The following is an 18,172-nucleotide window of genomic DNA, read 5'->3' on the forward strand; positions in this document are numbered from 1 at the left end:
GCTTATACCAAAGGCCGGGGCTATGATTTTAGTATCATAGCCCCGGCTGTTTTCAGAGGATTGGTATATTCTTTTAATGTATTTTACTTCGCAAACCTCGGCAGCAGGTTAGTCGCGGCACCCATCATTTTTATTTTGTAGCGATAACCCCCTCCAAAAGAATCCTCCTCTTTTAAAAACTCATGATTTTTTTTACTGATCCAGTAGGTCTCGGTAAAATGGCGGCCATTGTAATCGCTTTCGTTATATAGCTTCCAGCAATCAACTTTGTTACCATCCAATGTAGTAATTAACTCGCTGCCTGTTACTTTGTATAAAACATAAAGCGGTGCAGGGATCCCGGCCTCATAAAAGGGGATAGCAAAACTTTTGCCTTCGGCAAGCGGTAACATCTCAAAGGTTTCAATGTCTAAATTCCAATTAAAGTTGGCGAAGGTAAAATCAAGCTTAAAATTCTTAGCCTCGTTATTGGCAACGGTGTCGGCACTTATTACTTTATCGGCAGCCCAGTTAAAGGCCTTTGTTTTTTTGCCGATGGTTTCTGAATGATAAATCGGCGCGAAATCAGGTACTTTATTAACGGAATAAATGGAACGGTATGATAAGCTATCGCTGCCATACCAGTGTTGGGTTATAGTAAATACCTTTTCACCGTTACGGGTTTCGAGGTTTATATCACGCAGCCAAAGCCAAAATTTCAGGCTCCGGTTGTCCTTTGTATTTTGAAAATACACAAGGTATTGCTTTAACCCGGGTTTAAGCGCCGATGTAAGCAGGCGTTTGTCTTTTACACGGATGGTATCAGTTTGAGCAAATACTTTAGGCGTATGCGATAGCAGCAGCAACAAGCTAAGGCTTACGGCTACTAATTTTTCGGCTAATTGTTCGGTTTTCATGATAATTTGATGGTTTGATAAGGATGCATTTCTGTTAACAATTCAAAACTGCCTTTTATCAACCATCCGATGAAACCGGTTAAACCATTGCCGCGTTCTTTTTAGCCTACTACTGTATTTATTCAATAATATACCTGAAGACCAACTTATTGAACATTTAGTGCCATTTATTGAATAAATGCCGGCAACTATTTAAAACCGGCATCCACAAACAAAAAGCTTAGTAATTTTAAAAATGCAACTATTTAAAACCCGCCCTTCCATTACACAACTCCAGCTCTTGATATGGTTAGCGGTGTCGCTGTTACTGTTTTTTTCTTATCTGCCGATGGATGGAGCAGGCCAATCGGCTGTTTATACCATTGTTAACACTACGTTTTACGCAGCTATCATATATGGTAACATCCTCTTCCTGTATCCTGTATTTTACCAAAAAGAAAAATATATTTGGTATGTATTACTTGTCATCATTTTTTTAGTGGCAACGGGTGTGCTCCGGGGTTATTCAACCCTGCTTATTTATAATACCTTTTTTGCAAAAACACCAGAGCATATCAGTCAAAAAGCCATCATTAATTACGTTTCGGGCGGAGTGCTCATTTTCATTATGAGCCTGATCTTTCGCATAGCAATAGCTTATTTTAAGCTGAAGCAGCAAACGGAAGAGATTATGATTCAAAAAAGCCAGGCCGAACTAAACCTGCTTAAATCACAAGTGCAACCGCACTTTTTGTTCAATACACTTAATAATATTTATTACGAAGCTTACCGTGAGGCTCCCCGTACCGCGGCATTAATTGAGCGGCTTTCGGACATTATGCGCTATTTTGTTGATGAAAGCCCCAAGGATGATGTAGCCATCGGCACCGAAGTACAGTTTATTGAAAACTATATCGCATTAGAAAAAATCAGGATCAGGCATGAGGTGGTTGTTTTTTTTGAAAAGAATTTCAATTCGGATCTGCGCATCCCGCCTATGCTGCTCATGACTTTTGTAGAGAATATTTTTAAGCACGGCATCGACAAATCGAGCGAACAAAACCTTATTGGTATATCTTTGGTTCAGCAGGGTGATTATCTCTTTTTTAAAACCAACAATGCTATCCATACCGAAGTAGCAAGCAAACGCGCTGCCGGTTTCGGCATTGTCAACTTAACCAAAAGGCTAACCATGCTGTACGGTTCAAATTTTGACCTGAAAATTGATAAAAGTAACAACACCTTTGCCGCGTTTTTAAAGATCCCGATAGCATGAATTTAAGCTGTATCATAATTGATGACGAACCTAACGCGGTTAACCTGCTGGAGATCCTGGTGCAGCAAAGTACGCAGTGGCAGCTTAAAGCCAAATGTTATAACGCGCTTGAGGCACTGGCTTTTTTAAAAACCAATAAGGTTGATTTTATTTTCTTGGATATCAACATGCCGCAATTAACGGGCATGGAGCTGGCAGGCTTGCTTCCACCGCAAACCAAAATTGTGTTTACTACTGCCTATTCAGAATATGCTGCCGAAAGCTATACCTATCAAACTATTGATTATCTGCTGAAACCAATCACACTGAAACGCTTCCTGGCAGCCATGCAAAAGATTGAAGCGTATTTTGGCAAGTCCGAACCGGTGATGCAACAAACCCCGGTTAATGAGGGCTATTTCTTTATAAAATCGGGCAAGGTGTTACGCAGGATCCTACTGGACGAGATCTTATACTTTGAAGGCGAAAAGGAATATGTACGGCTTGTTACCAGCCAGGAACAGCTATTAATTTACCGCAGGCTCAAGGATATTGAAGAGCAGCTTTCGGCCCCCTTTGTGCGGGTACACAACTCTTATATTGTAAATACCAAACAACTGGTAAAAATTCAGGACAACCATATTTATATTGCGGATAAACACATCCCTGTAAGCGAAAAATTTAAAGATAGTTTTATGAAGCTTATTAATAGAAGGATATTTTAAATCTTACATGAACATCCTTATTAACCAATCCAGACTTACGAAGTTTCAAAAACTTCGTAAGTCTTCAAAGGCCTCGCGTTAAAATCTGTCAAATTTTCATATTCAGTACAACAGTAACCGATGAATTTACGATACCGTAATCTCGCCTCTCAAATCCGTTTCCAGCCATTCTTTTACCTGCAAGGGATCATCGCTTTGGCCCAGCAGGTACATCATTTTGGTAACAGCCGATTCAAAAGTCATGTCATAGCCGTTGGCTACGCCGATATCTTTGAGGTGTTTGCTGGTTTCGTAACGGCCGAGTTCAACCGTACCTACCTTACATTGCGAAATATCAAGGATTACCTTACCGCTGTCGATAGCGTTTTTAAGCAAATCAATAAACCAACTGTCGGTTGTGGTATTACCGGCCCCAAAGGTTTCCATTACTATACCCCGCACATCGGCGCTTAAAATGTTCTCAACCACTTTAGGGCTTATGCCCGGGTATAACTTCAATACGCCCACATCATTCACCAGGTTATTGTGTACAATTAACGAGCTTTCGTCTTCAGGCAGCCTGATATCGTTCGCACTAAAGCGTAAATGAACGCCCGATTCGGCCAATATAGGATAGTTTGGCGAGCGGAAAGCCTCAAACTTTGATGAATTATATTTAAAAGCCCTGTTACCACGGAACAGTTTATAGTCAAAATAGATACAAACCTCGGGCACGCGGGCGCGGTCATTCTTTTTAGCTTTAGCTATTTCAATAGCCGTCATCAGGTTTTCCTTTGCATCAGTACGGATGGCGCTTATCGGCAATTGCGAGCCTGTGAAAATAATGGGCTTGCCTAAGTTTTCTAACATAAAACTTAATGCCGACGCGGTATATGCCATCGTATCCGAGCCGTGCAAAATCACAAAACCATCATTATCATGATAGTTTGACTGGATCAAACCGGCCAGCTCGCTCCAGATTTCAGGGTTCATGTTTGATGAATCAATGATCTCATCAAACGAGTGTACTTTGATACGGCAGTTAAGCTTTTCAAGCTCGGGCACGTTATCCATTATCTGCTCAAAGTTGATAGGCTTGAGCACCTTTGTAACCGGATCACTCATCATACCTATTGTCCCTCCAGTATAGATGATCAAAATTTGGCTCATTAATTAAGTTTATGCTGTATATAAATATTAAACAATTTTAAATTCCGAATACAAGCCTGGAATTTTCGGTAGTGACCTCTGCCACTTTTTCAAGGCTTGTTTGGTGAAGCTCTGCTACCTTTTGGGCTATATATACCAGGTACGAGCTTTCGTTAGGTTTACCCCTGAACGGAACAGGTGTAAGGTACGGAGAATCTGTTTCTAAAACGATATGTTTAAGGTCAATTTCCGGTATTACTTTATCAAGCCCCGAGTTTTTGTAGGTAACTACCCCACCTATGCCCAGGTAAAAATTAAGGTCGATCACTTTTTGGGCTTGCTCAACAGTACCTCCAAAACAATGAAAAATACCCCGTAACTTTTCATCCGCTTCCTGCTTCAGCACCTCATATACCTCATCAAATGCATCGCGACAGTGGATCACAATAGCCAGATCAAGGCTTTTGGCCCAGTTGATCTGTTTCACAAACGCATCTACCTGTTCTTTTAAATGCGTTTTATCCCAATACAGGTCAATACCTATCTCACCTATGGCATAGATCCTGTTTTGCTGATGGGCATTCATGATGGCCGAAAGTTCTTCTTCCCAATTCTCCTTTACATCACAAGGGTGTAAGCCCAGCATCGGGTAGCAATATTGAGGATACTCATTCGCCAAACCATAAACCAGCGGAACGGAAGCCGCATCAACATTGGGTAAAAATAAACGGGTAATGTTATTATCGATACAACGCTGCATTAACGCCGCGCGTTTTTCAGGAATGGTTTCGTAGTATTGATGGGTGTGCGTGTCGGTTAAAACCATGCTGCAAAAATAAACCTTGAATACTTAATAACGAATTTATAGCGGTAAAGTATCGATACTTTCAATTAATTACCTGACGACTACCAACAAAAAACCTCCCGCTTTTGGCGAGAGGTTTCTTCTATCAGTTCTTTTTAGCGGCCGGTTTCTTTGTGCCGGCTTTTTTTAGTGGAGCTTTACCAGCAGCCGGTTTCGGGGTAACCGCGGCATGTTTGCCTGGTTTTACTTTTACCAGTTCGATATCGAATACCAATGTGCTGTATCCGGGGATTTCGGATCCGTAAGGACGTTCGCCGTAGGCAAGATTTGAAGGAATGATAAATGTTGCTTTTGAACCTTCATTTAATAAAAGCAAACCTTCATCCCAACCTGATATTACCCTGTGCTCGCCTAAAACAACGCTTATAGGCTCATACGGACGGCCTGGTTGTTGTATACCCGCCGCTTTGGCGTTAGCTTCAATACTGGTATCAAACAGTTTACCGTTAAGCAACTTTCCGGTATAATTTACCAGCACGGTATCGCCGTTAAGTGGCTTTCTTTTGGTTGTTGGGCTGGTTATCACGTATTTTAAGCCTGAAGCTGTAGTAACAGGTTTAAGACCATGTGCCGTAATATAGCTTTCTCTGTCGGCTGTTTCAGCTTGTTTTAGTTTTTCAAGGCCTGCATTCCTTTCGGCAATGGCATCATTTAACGATTGAACCTTCTCTATCTTTAAAATAAAAGTAAGAAAGCTGCCTTTAGGTAAAAATGGCGGACGGGCTTCTTCATGACCAACAAATACCGAATCGGTTGGAATTTTAACCAGGGCACTGTCTTTTGCTGCAAGCAGCGGGAATATTTCCATCAGGTCGCCTACATTTTGCGAGGCCTGCACCTGGGCTTGTACGGGATGCCCTGCCTTATAACTACTGAACAGTACTGAATCTTTATCGGTTTTCTGGATAAAGTTAAAAGTAAGCACATCGTTGATCTTAGCTTTGTTGCCCGGGTTAGCAGTATAGATCTGGTAAAGCGCGCCTTTAGCGGTTTTCTGCAAACCAGCCGTTTGTGCACCTGCATTTAAAGCAAGCGCGGAAAGCGCCGGCAATAAAAAAGAAAAAATATGTTTTTTCATAAGTTATAAATAAAAAAGCCTTTCCTGCTTTGAGCAGGAAAGGCCTTGTAAAACATAATAATTATTTCGTTGTCGGGGTTGGCATTTGCATTTGCGGTGCAACCGGTTTTGGTGCATTTGGATTTGGGTGGATGATATTTACCAGCTCAACTTCAAATACAAGCGGCGTATAAGGCTGCATTTGCTGGCTTCCCTGATCGCCATAACCTAATGATGATGGAATAACCAACATCGCTTTAGTCCCTTTATTAAACAATTGAAAAGCTTCGTCCCAGCCTTTGATCACTTTACCTTCACCTACCGGAATACGGATTGGCTGATAAGGGTTCATCGGGTTGATCTGCATCTTTTCTTTTACAGCTACTGCTTTAACACTTGTTTCCAAAACTTTGCCGGTAACAAGCCTTAAAGTATAATTGATTACTGCTGTATCACCTACTGCTACGTTAACACCACTGCCTGGTGTAGTAACTGCATAATTTAAACCTGATGCAGTTTTTACAAATTTCAGGTCTTTATGTGCATCCAGGTAACCCTGTATCTTGGCAGGCTCTTTACCTTTAAGGGCGTCGGTTTGACCTTTCATGTATTGGGTAACGCGATCGCGGAAAACTTGCTCGGTAAGTGCGCCTTTAGCAACTACCTTTTCAATTTTAATAGTATAAACCAGGTATTTACCTTTAAAGCCCGGCGGGCGTTGCTGACCGCCTTTAAATACCGAATCAGCAGCAATTTTAAAGGTGGCGCTATCACCTTCGCCCAATAATGCTAAGCCAGAAACAATATCACCTTTGGTTTGAGGTTTAGGCATCAGCGTTGGTATAGGCTGGCCGTTATCATAAGAGTTATTGATAATTGAATCCTTATCGGTTTTGAGGATCATGTTCAGTGTCATAAAGTCACCTTCCTTAACTTTAGGATTGCCTTTTGAGGTGTGGATATTATAAAGCAAGCCACCTTCGCCTTGCTTAAACCCACCGTTGCAACTTGCAAATCCAATAGCCGCAAGTGACAGAAACATCAGTTTTCTTTTCATCATTACTTTTTTACTGTATTAATAGTTTTTTATATTCGGGTAAAATTTGTTTAAATTGTTGTATAACCTGTTCAAGGCTACCCTCAGAATGACCGCCGGCCGCATTGCGATGACCGCCGCCATTAAAGTATTTTTTGCAAATCTCGTTGGCCGGGAACTCGCCTTTTGAGCGTAATGAAAGTTTTACCCTGTCGCTTCGTTCAACTATGAAAGCAGCCAAACGGATGCTTGCCATCGATAATGCATAATTTACCACACCTTCTGTGTCGCCTGTTTCAACATCAAAACGTTCCAGGTCATGTTTGTTAACTGCAATTATAGCTGTATTAAATTCGGGCAACACCTCCAGGCAATTAGCCAGGCAATGGCCTAAAAAGCGCAGCCTGTTTTCAGATGCGCTATTATACACCAACTCATGAATGCGCCAGTTAACCGCACCGGCATCTATCAAATCGGCAACTATGCGGTGAACTCCGGATGTAGTGTTGGGAAGCCTGAATGAAGCCGAATCGGTCATGATGCCTGTGTAAAGGCAGGTTGCCACATCCTTATTTACAAGTTCTTTGTGGTGAAGCTGGTTTACTATAAAATCATATACCAGCTGCGCAGTAGCACAGGCATTGATATCCCAGTGCCTGTAATCGTCAAAATCGGCAGGCTCCAGGTGATGATCGATCATGATCTTATAGGCATTACTCTCGCCAACCAGCTCGCCCATGTCATTGATACGGCTCAGCGCATTAAAGTCGAGGCAAAATATAAGTTTCGCATCTGCTATAAGGGCGGCAGCTTCTTCGCGGTGTTCGGTATAAATAATAACATTCTCGTTACCCGGCAGCCAGCTTAAAAAGTCAGGATAATCTGTAGGGGCAATAACCCTGGCATGATGGCCCTGCTGTATCAAATAATTATATAAGCCTAATGACGACCCCATAGCATCACCATCAGGTTTATGATGGGTAGTGATCACTATTTTTTGAGGTTTCGTTAAAAGGTCAGTAAGCGAAGCTAAATCTAACATCAATTCTTAAAAAAGAGTTGCAAAGCTAAATAAATAAATGAAATACAAACCATCTAATTTAATTCAAAAAGCTTTATCTTACAGTAACAAAAGCCTATTTTTGCCGCAAATTTTAAATGTTATCATAAGCATCAGTAAGCTTATATTTTAAAACTAACGTAACAAAGGCATTTAATCTATTAATAACCCAAAAAAGAAACAATTATTTCAATGAAAAACAACAGAACATTTACCATGATAAAGCCTGATGCCGTTGCAGACGGGCATATCGGTGCTATTTTAGACATTATTACCAAAAACGGCTTTAAAATCGTGGCGCTTAAATACACTAAATTATCTGCCGAAAAAGCGGGCCAGTTTTATGAAGTGCACAAAGAACGTCCTTTTTATAATGGATTGGTTGAATTTATGTCATCGGGCCCTATTGTAGCAGCTATTCTTGAAAAAGACAACGCTATTGCCGAATTCCGTAAACTGATTGGCGCCACTAACCCGGCCGATGCCGCTGAAGGTACCATTCGTAACCTGTATGCAAGATCAATTGGTGAAAATGCCGTTCATGGCTCAGACTCTGACGAGAATGCCGACATTGAAGGAAACTTCTTTTTCTCGGCTTTTGAAAGGTTTTAAGTAACTTATTTCGGGTGTAATTATATAAACCAAAAGTTACACCCGAAATTTTTACGTTTTTTTTGTAATTATGGTTACGTTTTTTGTAACTTTACAATATCCACCTAAACAATATTACATATTTAATCAACCAATAATATCACAAAACATGAAACCATTATTCAAATACATATTTTACGTACTTATATTGGTAATGTTGGTTATTGGATCACTAATGCTTTACAGAACACACCCCGAAGCCCAGCTTGCGCTTACCATTCCCGGTCTGTTCATTCTTGCTTATTCAAAGCTTACGGATGATATCAAATTAAAGCATAACAGCTTACGCATGCTTAGAGGAAGATAATTTCCTCAACAAGCACACTTTTAGCTTCGTTATTTATCTTTTCAATTATCTGGCTGCGCATCAGCATCAATTCATTTTTTATTACTGATGATTCTATCCGCAGGAATAATTTCTTATCGCGCACAAATAACTCTTTGGTGCGATTGGCTACTGATTTGCCTACCAGGTCGGGCCAGGCAGTAATAACGCCGGTTTCGTCAAAACGCCGCTTGATCTTATACACATTAAGCATTTGTTCAATAGCTTCCTTAAGTGTTTTGTCGTTGGTTTTACGCATCAATCGCTCCTCCCTTTACTTTAAATAGTTTAACAGGTACCCCTATTTTATTAAAAACGCTTTCAACACGTTCAACCCCTGTATCGGTTATAAAAACCTGGCCAAAATCGTTGTTGGATACCATTTGCATTAATTTGGTAACCCGGCCGTCATCAAGCTTGTCAAAAATATCATCAAGCAAAAGCAAGGGTTTAAATCCTTTTTGCTGGTATAAAAAAGTATATTGAGCAAGTTTAAGGGCAATTAAAAATGACTTTTGCTGTCCCTGCGACCCAAACTTTTTCATGGCCATACCATGGATATTGAATTGCAGATCATCTTTGTGAATGCCCGCCGTGGTACGCTCCAACGCCCTGTCACGGTCAAAACTCTTTTTTAATAAATTATTTAAATCATCGGCAAGCAGTTGCGATTCATACACGAGGTCAACATGCTCGGCATTATCGCTCAAAAAACTGTAATGCCTATTAAATATAGTAACAAAACCCTCCATAAAGGCCCGGCGCCTTTCAAAAATGCGATTGCCCGAAGCGTTCAATTGCTCATCAATCACTTCAAACAAGCCGGCATCATATCGCCCTGTATCCGCTACCTGCTTTAAAAGCGCGTTACGATTGGTAAGAATTTTATTATAAACAATCAGTTCATCCAGATAATGATTATCTGTTTGCGATATCACATTATCGATAAACTTTCGGCGCTCTTCGCTACCTTCGGTTATGATACTGGTATCATTTGGTGATATCATTACCAGCGGTAACAGTCCGATATGATCAGCCAGGCGCTGATAATCTTTTTTATTGCGCTTAAACTGTTTCTTTTGATTACGCTTTACAGAACAGGCAACAGCTTCGGGCTGATTGTTTTTATTAAAGATGCCGGTGATGATAAAAAAATCGGTACCCTGTTTAATCTGCTGGCTGTCTATCGGGTTAAAATAGCTTTTACATAACGACAGGTAATGAATAGCATCAAGCAAATTGGTTTTGCCGGCGCCATTATTACCTGTAAAAGCGTTAACCCCCTCGCTGAAAACCAGTTCGGCTTCATCGTAATTTTTAAAGTTAATAACTGACAGCTGTTGCAGGTGCATGGGATGGCAAAGTTACGTTTTTTTGAGTTGTTCATGGTTCATGGTTAATAGTTCATAGTAATCTTTAAATCTATTAAGCATTAACATCCTTTTTAACGTGTAAAGAAGCTACCAGCGGCTATGAACCATGAACTATTAACCATGAACCACTCTCTTTAAAGATTTAATACAAAAGGTATTGCCAGTAAATTTGAAAACCGTATTTTTGCAAACTTAATTTTAGAACAACAATGTCAAAAACCCAGGCGAACACCAAAATTGCAGCACCAGAAAACAATTTTGGTCAGAGTGGCAAATTTGTACGCGAGAACCAGAAAAGCTTACTATTTATTGTAGGGGCTATTATTGCCCTTATTGCTATTTATTTCATTTACATTAAATTATACTTAGGTCCACGTGAAGTTACTGCCGCTAACCAAATGTACAAAGCGCAGGATTTTTGGCAGCAAAAAAACTGGGACAAAGCCATTAAAGGCGATGCCGGTTTCCCTGGTTTTGAAAAGATCATCAGCGATTACAGCAATACCAAAGCTGCTAACCTTGCTTATTTTTACTTAGGTACAGCTTATTTAAATAAAGGTGACTACCGCAAAGCAATTGATAACCTAACCAATTACCGCGGCGACGATAACATGGTAGCAGCCGAGGCTTTTGGCAGCACAGGCGACGCTTATGTTGAACTGAAAGATTACGAAAAAGCAGAAACTTATTTCAGCAAAGCTGCTGATAAAGCAAAGAATAAATTTTTATCGCCGCTTTACCTTAAGAAGTTAGGTTTAACTTATGAGGCTCAAAAAAACAATAAAGAAGCTGCTGAAGCTTATAAAAGAATAAAAACCGAATATCCTGAAAGCGCTGAAGCTCAAAATATCGACGAGTATATAGCCCGCGCCGAAGCAAAACAATAACAGTTAGATTTGTTAAAAGTTGCAATGTTGAAAGGTTGTAATGTTATCATGAGTTAAAACTCCGTAACACTACAACCTTTCGGCATTTTTATATGGACCTTGCAACTTTACAACATTCCAACCTTAAAACATTAAAATAATATCATGGCTACCCATCTTAAAAACCTTTCCGACTTTTCGAATACCGAAATACCATCAGCAGCACCGTACCGTTTTGGCATAGTTGTGGCCGAATGGAATGCCGAAATTACTAATGCACTTTACCAGGGTGCATACAAAAGCCTGATAAGCAATGGCGCACTGGCCGAAAACATTTTTTCATACCAGGTACCGGGCAGCTTTGAACTTACATCGGGAGCAGAGCTGTTATTAAAAAAAGGCAACCTTGATGCTGTAATTTGCCTGGGATGTGTAATACAGGGCGAAACAAGGCATTTTGATTTTATTTGCAACGCGGTAGCAAACGGAGTAAGTAATGTTGCCGTAAAATACTCAAAACCTGTTATATTTGGTGTTTTAACTACTGATAATCAGCAACAGGCCATTGACAGGGCCGGCGGTAAACATGGTAATAAAGGCGACGAAGCGGCCATCACGGCCATTAAAATGGCAGCTCTTGCTGAAACATTAAACAGTTAAAACCCGTTAAAGCAATTAATTTTAGCTCAATATGAAAAAATTAGTTTATATAGCACTTATAGCCGCGGCAGTTGCAACAGCATCATCCTGCTCAAATAAATTATGCCCGGCTTACGGTTCATATCCTAAAACAGGCCGTTAACAGTTAATTGTCATTTTTAAACCTGTTTAAACACACTACACAGTTTTTGTGTTATAATTACGTTATAGCATTTTAACTATTAATAATATGAACTGGATTTCGTTGGAGACGGCCGATCAGCTAATGGCGATCAAACAACAAGAGGGCTATAGCCTTATATTTAAACATAGCACACGCTGCTCCATCAGCATGATGGCCAAAAGGCGTTTTGAGCTTGACTGGGATAATCTTCCCGAAAATATGCCCCTTTACTTTTTAGACCTGATCAAATACCGCGACCTGTCAAACCAGGTAGCACAATTGTTCCAGGTACACCACGAATCGCCCCAACTGTTACTCATTAAAAATGGCGAATGCATTCTTGACCAGTCTCACAGCGGCATCTCCGTTGACGAAACTTTAGAAGTGCTGATTTAGATTTTGTTCATGGATCATAGTTCATGGTTCATGGGTTCATAAAGTATTTTTAGTATTAATTACGTTGCTGCAAATGCTGATGATCATTTTGCAGTCATTTGCTGCTACTATGAACTATGAACCATTCCCCATCAACTAAATATTTAACTACATTTGTACCATGATTGAATTGCCGGTAGTTCCTGCTGTTAGCCAGCCTGTACGTAAGCCTGATTGGCTTAGGGTTAAGCTTCCTACAGGAAAAGAATATGCTCACGTACGCAGCCTTGTTGATACTCATAAACTGCATACCATATGCGAAAGCGGTAACTGCCCTAATATGGGCGAGTGCTGGGGTGCCGGCACGGCCACTTTCATGATCCTTGGTAATATTTGCACCCGTTCGTGTTCGTTTTGTGCAGTTGCAACCGGCAGGCCTTTAGCTGTTGATGTTGATGAGCCCAACCGCGTAGCAACTTCTGTAAAACTAATGCAGGTAAAACATTGCGTTATTACCTCCGTCGATCGTGATGATTTGAAAGACGGCGGCTCCATTATTTGGGCCGAAACCATCAATGCCATTCGCCGTGAAAGCCCCGATACTACTTTAGAAACCCTGCTGCCCGATTTTAAAGGCAACTGGGATAACCTTGCCCGCGTTTTGGAAACCAGGCCCGAAGTTGTATCACACAACCTGGAAACTGTAAGGCGCCTTACCAAAGAGGTGCGGATCCAGGCAAAATATGACCGCAGTCTTGAAGCCCTGAAACATATTTCAGAAGCGGGCTTGCGTACAAAATCAGGCATTATGCTTGGCTTGGGCGAAACCGAGGAGGATGTTTTAGAAGCAATGGATGATTTGCTGGCTGCAGGTGTTCATATACTTACGCTGGGGCAGTATTTACAGCCTACACGTAACCATCATCCGGTGATTGACTGGATCCATCCCGATCAATTTGCACGTTATAAGGAATTTGGCCTTCAAAAAGGGTTCAGGTATGTTGAAAGCGGGCCGCTGGTGCGCTCATCTTACCATGCAGAAAAACACTTGTTTGAAATGTGATAATTCCTTTATATCTTCATCGGGTTGAGTAAGAAACGAAAAATATCGATGTCGGAAGAAGAACTGGTGTTATCATTGCGGCACCGGGAAAAAATTGCCGTCGAAGCTTTATATGATATGTATTCGGCCTCCTTATTCGGGGTAATATCACGCATTATAAATGACACCACTATAGCCGAAGATGTTTTACAGGAAACTTTTGTAAAAATCTGGCATTCCTTTTCAAGCTACAGTACTGAAAAAGGCCGTTTATTTACCTGGATGGTTAATATCGCGCGCAACCTTGCAATAGATAAGACCAGATCGAAAGATTTTAAGAATCAGAATAAAAACCAGGATATTGAAAATAACGTAACTTTCATTGACGAGCAGAGAAACACGGTTTATAAACCTGAGTTAATGGGTGTTAAAAATTTAGTGCAAACACTAAAACCCGAGCAAAAACTGATCATCGAGCTGGTTTATTTTAAAGGCTATACCCATGTGGAAGCTGCCGAAGAATTGGGCATTCCGTTGGGCACCGTTAAAACCCGGTTAAGAATGGGTATCCAGGAACTCAGAAAACATTTTAATTGAAGTGGAAGATTTAAAAGCATATATTGAAACAGGGATACTGGAGCTTTACGTATTGGGGGATGTTACCCCTGCCGAAAAGCTACAGGTTGAAGAACTGGCTTCAAAGCATCCCGGTATTAGGGCTGAGCTTAACGAAATTGAACGCTCAATGGAACTGTATGCCGGAGAAAACGCGATTGAACCATCTGAACATTTACGCAGCCGTGTATTAGGAAGCTTACTTACTAATTTTGGCGACGATAATGACTTTCCTACACAAACCCATACCGAACGGGAAAAAGTTATGGTTACACGGCCGCCCGACAAACAAAAAGAAATTAATTTTTATAAATATGCATTTGCCGCATGCCTTGTTTTATTGTTAGCAAGCGCGGTGGCTTTGTATAACCTTTACAACCGCCTTAATGACACCAATACCCGCCTAAATGCCATGCAGTTGCAAAACCAGCATTTTAGCACTACCGTTAGCGCAAAGGATAACGAGCTGAACCTCTTACGGGATACCTCATTTAAACTGATCCGTCTGAAAGGAACTAAAAAATCGCCTGAGTCTGTGATGACCGTAGCCTTTAGCCCATCCAAACAAAAAGTGGTGATTGACCTGGAAGGCCTTAAATTGCCTGCAAATGACCAGGCTCATCAATACCAGCTTTGGGCACTGGTAGGCGGTAAACCTGTTGATTTGGGTGTATTTGACGCCACGGCAGATTCAAGCGGATTCAAAAATATGAAAGCCATAGCCTCGGCCGATGCCTTCGCGGTAACTCTTGAGCCAAGAGGTGGCAGTGAAAGTCCAACACTATCGCAAATGGTGGTAATGGGCAAATATTAAAGCGAAAAAGGCCTCCCAGGGCTCAATAATGATTAAAAGCTTACATTTTTTGGGAATAAATCCGAAAAAATGTAAGCTTTTCGATTTTTATACGTTAATTACTTGTATTTTGTGTAAACCTAAACTACACTGGTTTAATAATTTAACATTTTTTTAACGAAAACCAAAACCAATTATTAGTTTTTTTGTAACTAATAGGAACGTGCAAACGTCTTATGATTAGTTAGGACATAAACGAGAACCAGTGAACCTGATAAACCTAACTCCCGGATTTGAGTATTTAGTTCTTTATAAGATCAGTTAATAGTTAATTAAAACGGCTGTATGATACTTGCAGCCGTTTTTTATGCCCTTAACTTTGCCATAGTAACAGGCAATTGTGCAATAAGCTTACCGGGTAAAACAACATGCATCCGGTTTGGCAATGCGAGTTCATCGCCGGCCTTACCGTGAATATAGGCACCAATGATGCAAGCCTGATCCGGCGGATACTTTTGCCCAAGCAACGCAGCTATTACGCCGGTAAGTACATCGCCCATACCTCCGCTTGCCATAGCAGCATTTCCTGATGAGTTAAAAAAAGCTTTGCCATTGGGTGTAGCGATGATGGTATAATCATTTTTCAGCAAGATACACAGGTTTAACTCCTTTGCCTTTTTTATAGCGGTTTGCAGCCGCTGCCACCAGTTGATATGTTCACCAAAAAGCCTGTCAAACTCTTTCATGTGCGGGGTTAAGATGCTTCCCGCGGGTAGCTGGGTTAATAATGTCTTATTTTCTGCAAGCAGGTTCAACGCGTCGGCGTCAACAACCAACGGTTGTTTATAGTTTTTGATGATTGCTGTTAATAATGTTAAGGCTTCGGCGTCCTTGCCTAAACCAGGTCCCACAGCTATCGAGCTAAATTTATCCCAATCAATATCAGGCACCTCATCGCCGTTCCTGACTACGGCCATAATTTCGGGCTGATAACTGTTGAGTGCGGTTAAACCACTTTCGGGGATGCATGCGGTTGTCAGGCCGGCCCCTGCGTGTGCTGCAGCTGATGAGCTTAATAGCGCTGCTCCCATGGTTTTTGCCCGCCCTGCAATAATCAGCACATGACCAAATGTGCCTTTATTGCTGAAACGATGACGTGGTTTTAGTATTTGTCTCACATCTTTTTCTTCAACAAGCTGATATGTTGAATTTAACGACTGGATAAATTTTTCGTTAATGCCAATATTCACGGCCTCCCAGCAATTGATATAAGGTGCCGATTCCGGTAACAGGAAATTGATTTTAGGCTGCTGAAAAGTAATTACAAGGTCGGCTTTTATTGCAATGGTATCCCTGGCTACCTCCCCTTCCGAAAAAAAACCTGTGGGTACATCAACAGCAACAACTATTCGGCCCAAATCATTAATGAACTCAACCAGCCGTTCATAATTGCCGGTGAGCGGTTTGTTCAAGCCGCTGCCAAGCAGGGCGTCAATAATTACCGGGCTGCTATCCGCCGGGATCTCTTCATCTTTGGCAAGTTCTTTTATAGATACGCAAGTTTGTTTTAGCCTTTCAAAATTGATATTAAAATCCTCCGAGGCCTTATCAGAAAACCGGGCTATTACAACGTTGAGCTTATTATAATGATGATCACATAAAATACGCGCAATGGCAAGCCCGTCGCCGCCGTTATTCCCTGTACCACAGTAAAAAGTTATCGGCTCGTTTTTATCGGGGAAACGGTTAACGAACCAACCCACAAAAGCTTTTGAGGCGCGTTCCATCAAATCAATAGAAGCAACAGGTTCATTAGCGATAGTATAAGCATCGCCCTCGCGAATTTGTTCGGCAATTAATAAAGGAAGCATATATCCTAAAGTAAGGATTTAATGGTTTTGTTTTAAGAGAAATTATTGGCAGAGATACCGAACTGCGGAACAAATAACAATATCCAAAAATCCGGCTGCAAAATTTATTTTAACAGAAGGACTGGCAAGCTGTTTTACAATATTTAAGTGGCCGTTTACGGGACTTTAGTTTATTAGAAATGCGGGTATTTAACATCTTTTTTGTTTTCATATTAGTTACATTTATAATCCAGCCTTGCGAAATATTTGAATAGATAAAATCAATATTTATTACCTTTACATAGCATTTATCTATATTACATGACTATCACACAACTGGAGTATATTGTGGCTGTTGATACCTATCGCAGCTTTGTTTTGGCAGCCGAAAAATGTTTTGTTACCCAACCAACATTAAGTATGCAGGTACAAAAACTGGAGGATACGCTTGGCGTTAAGATCTTTGACCGAAGCAAACAACCCGTTGTGCCTACCGAAATAGGAATTGAAATAATTACGCAGGCACGTGTAATGCTGTCTGAGAGCGAAAAGATCAAGGAAATTATATCCGATAGGCAAAAGGAACTGTCGGGCGAATTACGGGTAGGCATTATCCCTACCGTTTCACCCTACATATTACCCAAAATCATCCATGGCTTTATTGAAAAATATCCGCAGGTAAAACTGATTGTATGGGAACAAACTACCGAAGAGATCATTCAACAGCTAAAGCTTGGTATGCTTGACTGCGGCATCCTTTCTACCCCGCTTCATGAAAACAACCTTACCGAAATCCCTGTATTTTATGAAAATTTTGTAGCCTATGTATCTAAAAACAGCAAACTTTCTAAAAAGAAAAATATTGTGCCGGATGATATAGATATGGAGGAGATCTGGATCCTGAACGAAGGCCATTGCATGCGCGAGCAGGTTTTGAATATTTGCCAGCGACGTAAATCAACCCGTGGCTTTCAGCATTTTGAATACAATACCGGCAGCGTTGAAACCCTAAAACGCATGGTCGATCAAAATAACGGGGCTACCATCCTCCCTGAGTTGGCCCTATCTGAGCTTAGCGAGAAACAACTGGATAAGGTGCGCTATTTTAAATCACCCGAACCTGCCCGTGAGGTAAGCATTGTGATACAGCGCAACTTTTTAAAACGCCGCATGATTGAAGCACTAAAAGCTGAAATCCTGGAATTTGTGCCAAAGCGGATGAAAAGCAAAAAGAAAAAGGAAGTGATGGATATTTAGTAATTGCTTATCTATCTACCAGACTCACGAAGTTTGGGGGACTTCGCAAGTCTTCGTTAGATGATGACAGCCTTCAGGATTATAGAAGGAACCCGTTTACATGATTCTTAAATTTAACTACTCTTTTTCTGAATAATTTCGATGGTATTGCTTTGGCAATCCCTTGCCGGATTAGCAATTTTCCATTCTTATATCCACAAG

20 protein-coding genes are annotated in these 18,172 nt (G+C 40.9%); 11 read left to right on the plus strand and 9 right to left on the minus strand.

Going from position 1 to position 18,172, the window contains the following annotated elements; all coding sequences use genetic code 11:
- Nucleotides 1-83: 83 nt before the first annotated feature.
- Nucleotides 84-896 carry a hypothetical protein gene (locus FHW88_RS11605; RefSeq protein ID WP_176625544.1) on the minus strand — a complete coding sequence of 271 codons (813 nt, stop codon included), beginning with the start codon at nt 894-896 and terminating at the stop codon, nt 84-86.
- Nucleotides 897-1,131: 235 nt separating this feature from the next.
- Here FHW88_RS11605 and FHW88_RS11610 point away from each other — a divergent pair, with 235 nt between their 5' ends.
- Both FHW88_RS11610 and FHW88_RS11615 read left to right on the plus strand, forming a co-directional pair.
- Nucleotides 1,132-2,151: a sensor histidine kinase gene (locus FHW88_RS11610; protein WP_176625546.1), complete on the plus strand. Its 1,020-nt coding sequence runs from the start codon at nt 1,132-1,134 to the stop codon at nt 2,149-2,151.
- Nucleotides 2,148-2,855 (plus strand): LytR/AlgR family response regulator transcription factor, encoded by a 708-nt coding sequence (locus FHW88_RS11615; RefSeq protein WP_090530952.1) that lies wholly within the window; start codon nt 2,148-2,150, stop codon nt 2,853-2,855. The genes FHW88_RS11610 and FHW88_RS11615 overlap by 4 nt, the downstream gene beginning before the upstream one ends.
- A 126-nt stretch (nt 2,856-2,981) precedes the next feature.
- Here the strand turns inward: FHW88_RS11615 and FHW88_RS11620 are convergent, their stop codons facing one another.
- The 5 genes from FHW88_RS11620 to FHW88_RS11640 form a co-directional block, all read right to left on the minus strand.
- Nucleotides 2,982-4,004: an asparaginase gene (locus tag FHW88_RS11620; protein ID WP_090530955.1), complete on the minus strand. Its 1,023-nt coding sequence runs from the start codon at nt 4,002-4,004 to the stop codon at nt 2,982-2,984.
- Between the two features lie 37 nt (nt 4,005-4,041).
- Nucleotides 4,042-4,809, minus strand: coding sequence for a TatD family hydrolase (locus tag FHW88_RS11625; protein ID WP_176625548.1), 768 nt, complete (start codon nt 4,807-4,809; stop codon nt 4,042-4,044).
- A gap of 124 nt (nt 4,810-4,933) precedes the next feature.
- Nucleotides 4,934-5,926, minus strand: coding sequence for an FKBP-type peptidyl-prolyl cis-trans isomerase (locus FHW88_RS11630; RefSeq protein WP_090530961.1), 993 nt, complete (start codon nt 5,924-5,926; stop codon nt 4,934-4,936).
- 61 nt (nt 5,927-5,987) lie between these two features.
- A complete protein-coding gene (locus FHW88_RS11635; protein ID WP_176625550.1) occupies nt 5,988-6,965 on the minus strand; it encodes an FKBP-type peptidyl-prolyl cis-trans isomerase in 978 nt (325 codons plus the stop codon).
- 7 nt (nt 6,966-6,972) lie between these two features.
- Nucleotides 6,973-7,983: a DHH family phosphoesterase gene (locus tag FHW88_RS11640; RefSeq protein ID WP_176625552.1), complete on the minus strand. Its 1,011-nt coding sequence runs from the start codon at nt 7,981-7,983 to the stop codon at nt 6,973-6,975.
- A 210-nt stretch (nt 7,984-8,193) separates the two neighbouring features.
- Between FHW88_RS11640 and FHW88_RS11645 the strand changes: the two genes are divergently transcribed.
- Both FHW88_RS11645 and FHW88_RS11650 read left to right on the plus strand, forming a co-directional pair.
- Entirely contained in the window at nt 8,194-8,613 is a 420-nt protein-coding gene (locus FHW88_RS11645) for a nucleoside-diphosphate kinase (RefSeq protein WP_091172728.1), read from the plus strand.
- Nucleotides 8,614-8,761: 148 nt separating this feature from the next.
- Nucleotides 8,762-8,959 carry a hypothetical protein gene (locus tag FHW88_RS11650; protein ID WP_091172734.1) on the plus strand — a complete coding sequence of 66 codons (198 nt, stop codon included), beginning with the start codon at nt 8,762-8,764 and terminating at the stop codon, nt 8,957-8,959.
- On the opposite strand, the gene FHW88_RS11655 is transcribed toward FHW88_RS11650, so the two are convergent.
- On the minus strand, nt 8,946-9,236 hold the full coding sequence (locus FHW88_RS11655; protein WP_090530976.1) for a DUF721 domain-containing protein: 291 nt from the start codon (nt 9,234-9,236) through the stop codon (nt 8,946-8,948). The two genes, FHW88_RS11650 and FHW88_RS11655, sit on opposite strands and share 14 nt — an antisense overlap.
- Nucleotides 9,229-10,329, minus strand: a complete 1,101-nt coding sequence (gene recF / locus FHW88_RS11660) for a DNA replication/repair protein RecF (protein WP_176625554.1) — start codon at nt 10,327-10,329, stop codon at nt 9,229-9,231. The genes FHW88_RS11655 and recF overlap by 8 nt, the downstream gene beginning before the upstream one ends.
- Nucleotides 10,330-10,559: 230 nt before the next feature.
- Here recF and FHW88_RS11665 point away from each other — a divergent pair, with 230 nt between their 5' ends.
- The 6 genes from FHW88_RS11665 (at nt 10,560) to FHW88_RS11690 (ending at nt 14,885) form a co-directional block, all read left to right on the plus strand.
- A complete protein-coding gene (locus FHW88_RS11665) occupies nt 10,560-11,237 on the plus strand; it encodes a tetratricopeptide repeat protein (protein WP_090530982.1) in 678 nt (225 codons plus the stop codon).
- A gap of 144 nt (nt 11,238-11,381) precedes the next feature.
- Nucleotides 11,382-11,876, plus strand: coding sequence for a 6,7-dimethyl-8-ribityllumazine synthase (gene ribH / locus FHW88_RS11670; RefSeq protein WP_176625556.1), 495 nt, complete (start codon nt 11,382-11,384; stop codon nt 11,874-11,876).
- A gap of 229 nt (nt 11,877-12,105) precedes the next feature.
- Nucleotides 12,106-12,435 (plus strand): bacillithiol system redox-active protein YtxJ, encoded by a 330-nt coding sequence (gene ytxJ / locus FHW88_RS11675; protein WP_090530987.1) that lies wholly within the window; start codon nt 12,106-12,108, stop codon nt 12,433-12,435.
- Nucleotides 12,436-12,595: 160 nt separating this feature from the next.
- Nucleotides 12,596-13,477, plus strand: coding sequence for a lipoyl synthase (lipA, locus tag FHW88_RS11680; RefSeq protein ID WP_090530990.1), 882 nt, complete (start codon nt 12,596-12,598; stop codon nt 13,475-13,477).
- A 48-nt stretch (nt 13,478-13,525) separates the two neighbouring features.
- Entirely contained in the window at nt 13,526-14,053 is a 528-nt protein-coding gene (locus FHW88_RS11685; RefSeq protein ID WP_317171364.1) for an RNA polymerase sigma factor, read from the plus strand.
- Between the two features lies 1 nt (nt 14,054).
- The gene (locus FHW88_RS11690) at nt 14,055-14,885 is read left to right on the plus strand and encodes an anti-sigma factor domain-containing protein (RefSeq protein ID WP_176625560.1); all 831 of its coding nucleotides are present in this window, start codon (nt 14,055-14,057) and stop codon (nt 14,883-14,885) included.
- 344 nt (nt 14,886-15,229) lie between these two features.
- Here FHW88_RS11690 and FHW88_RS11695 read toward each other — a convergent pair whose 3' ends face one another.
- Nucleotides 15,230-16,735 carry an NAD(P)H-hydrate dehydratase gene (locus FHW88_RS11695; protein WP_176625562.1) on the minus strand — a complete coding sequence of 502 codons (1,506 nt, stop codon included), beginning with the start codon at nt 16,733-16,735 and terminating at the stop codon, nt 15,230-15,232.
- A gap of 300 nt (nt 16,736-17,035) precedes the next feature.
- On the opposite strand from FHW88_RS11695, the gene FHW88_RS11700 reads away from it, so the two are divergent.
- On the plus strand, nt 17,036-17,971 hold the full coding sequence (locus FHW88_RS11700; protein ID WP_091172769.1) for a hydrogen peroxide-inducible genes activator: 936 nt from the start codon (nt 17,036-17,038) through the stop codon (nt 17,969-17,971).
- The last annotated feature ends 201 nt before the right edge of the window (nt 17,972-18,172 follow it).

Source organism: Mucilaginibacter sp. SG538B, assembly GCF_013376065.1.
Lineage (GTDB): Bacteria > Bacteroidota > Bacteroidia > Sphingobacteriales > Sphingobacteriaceae > Mucilaginibacter > Mucilaginibacter rubeus.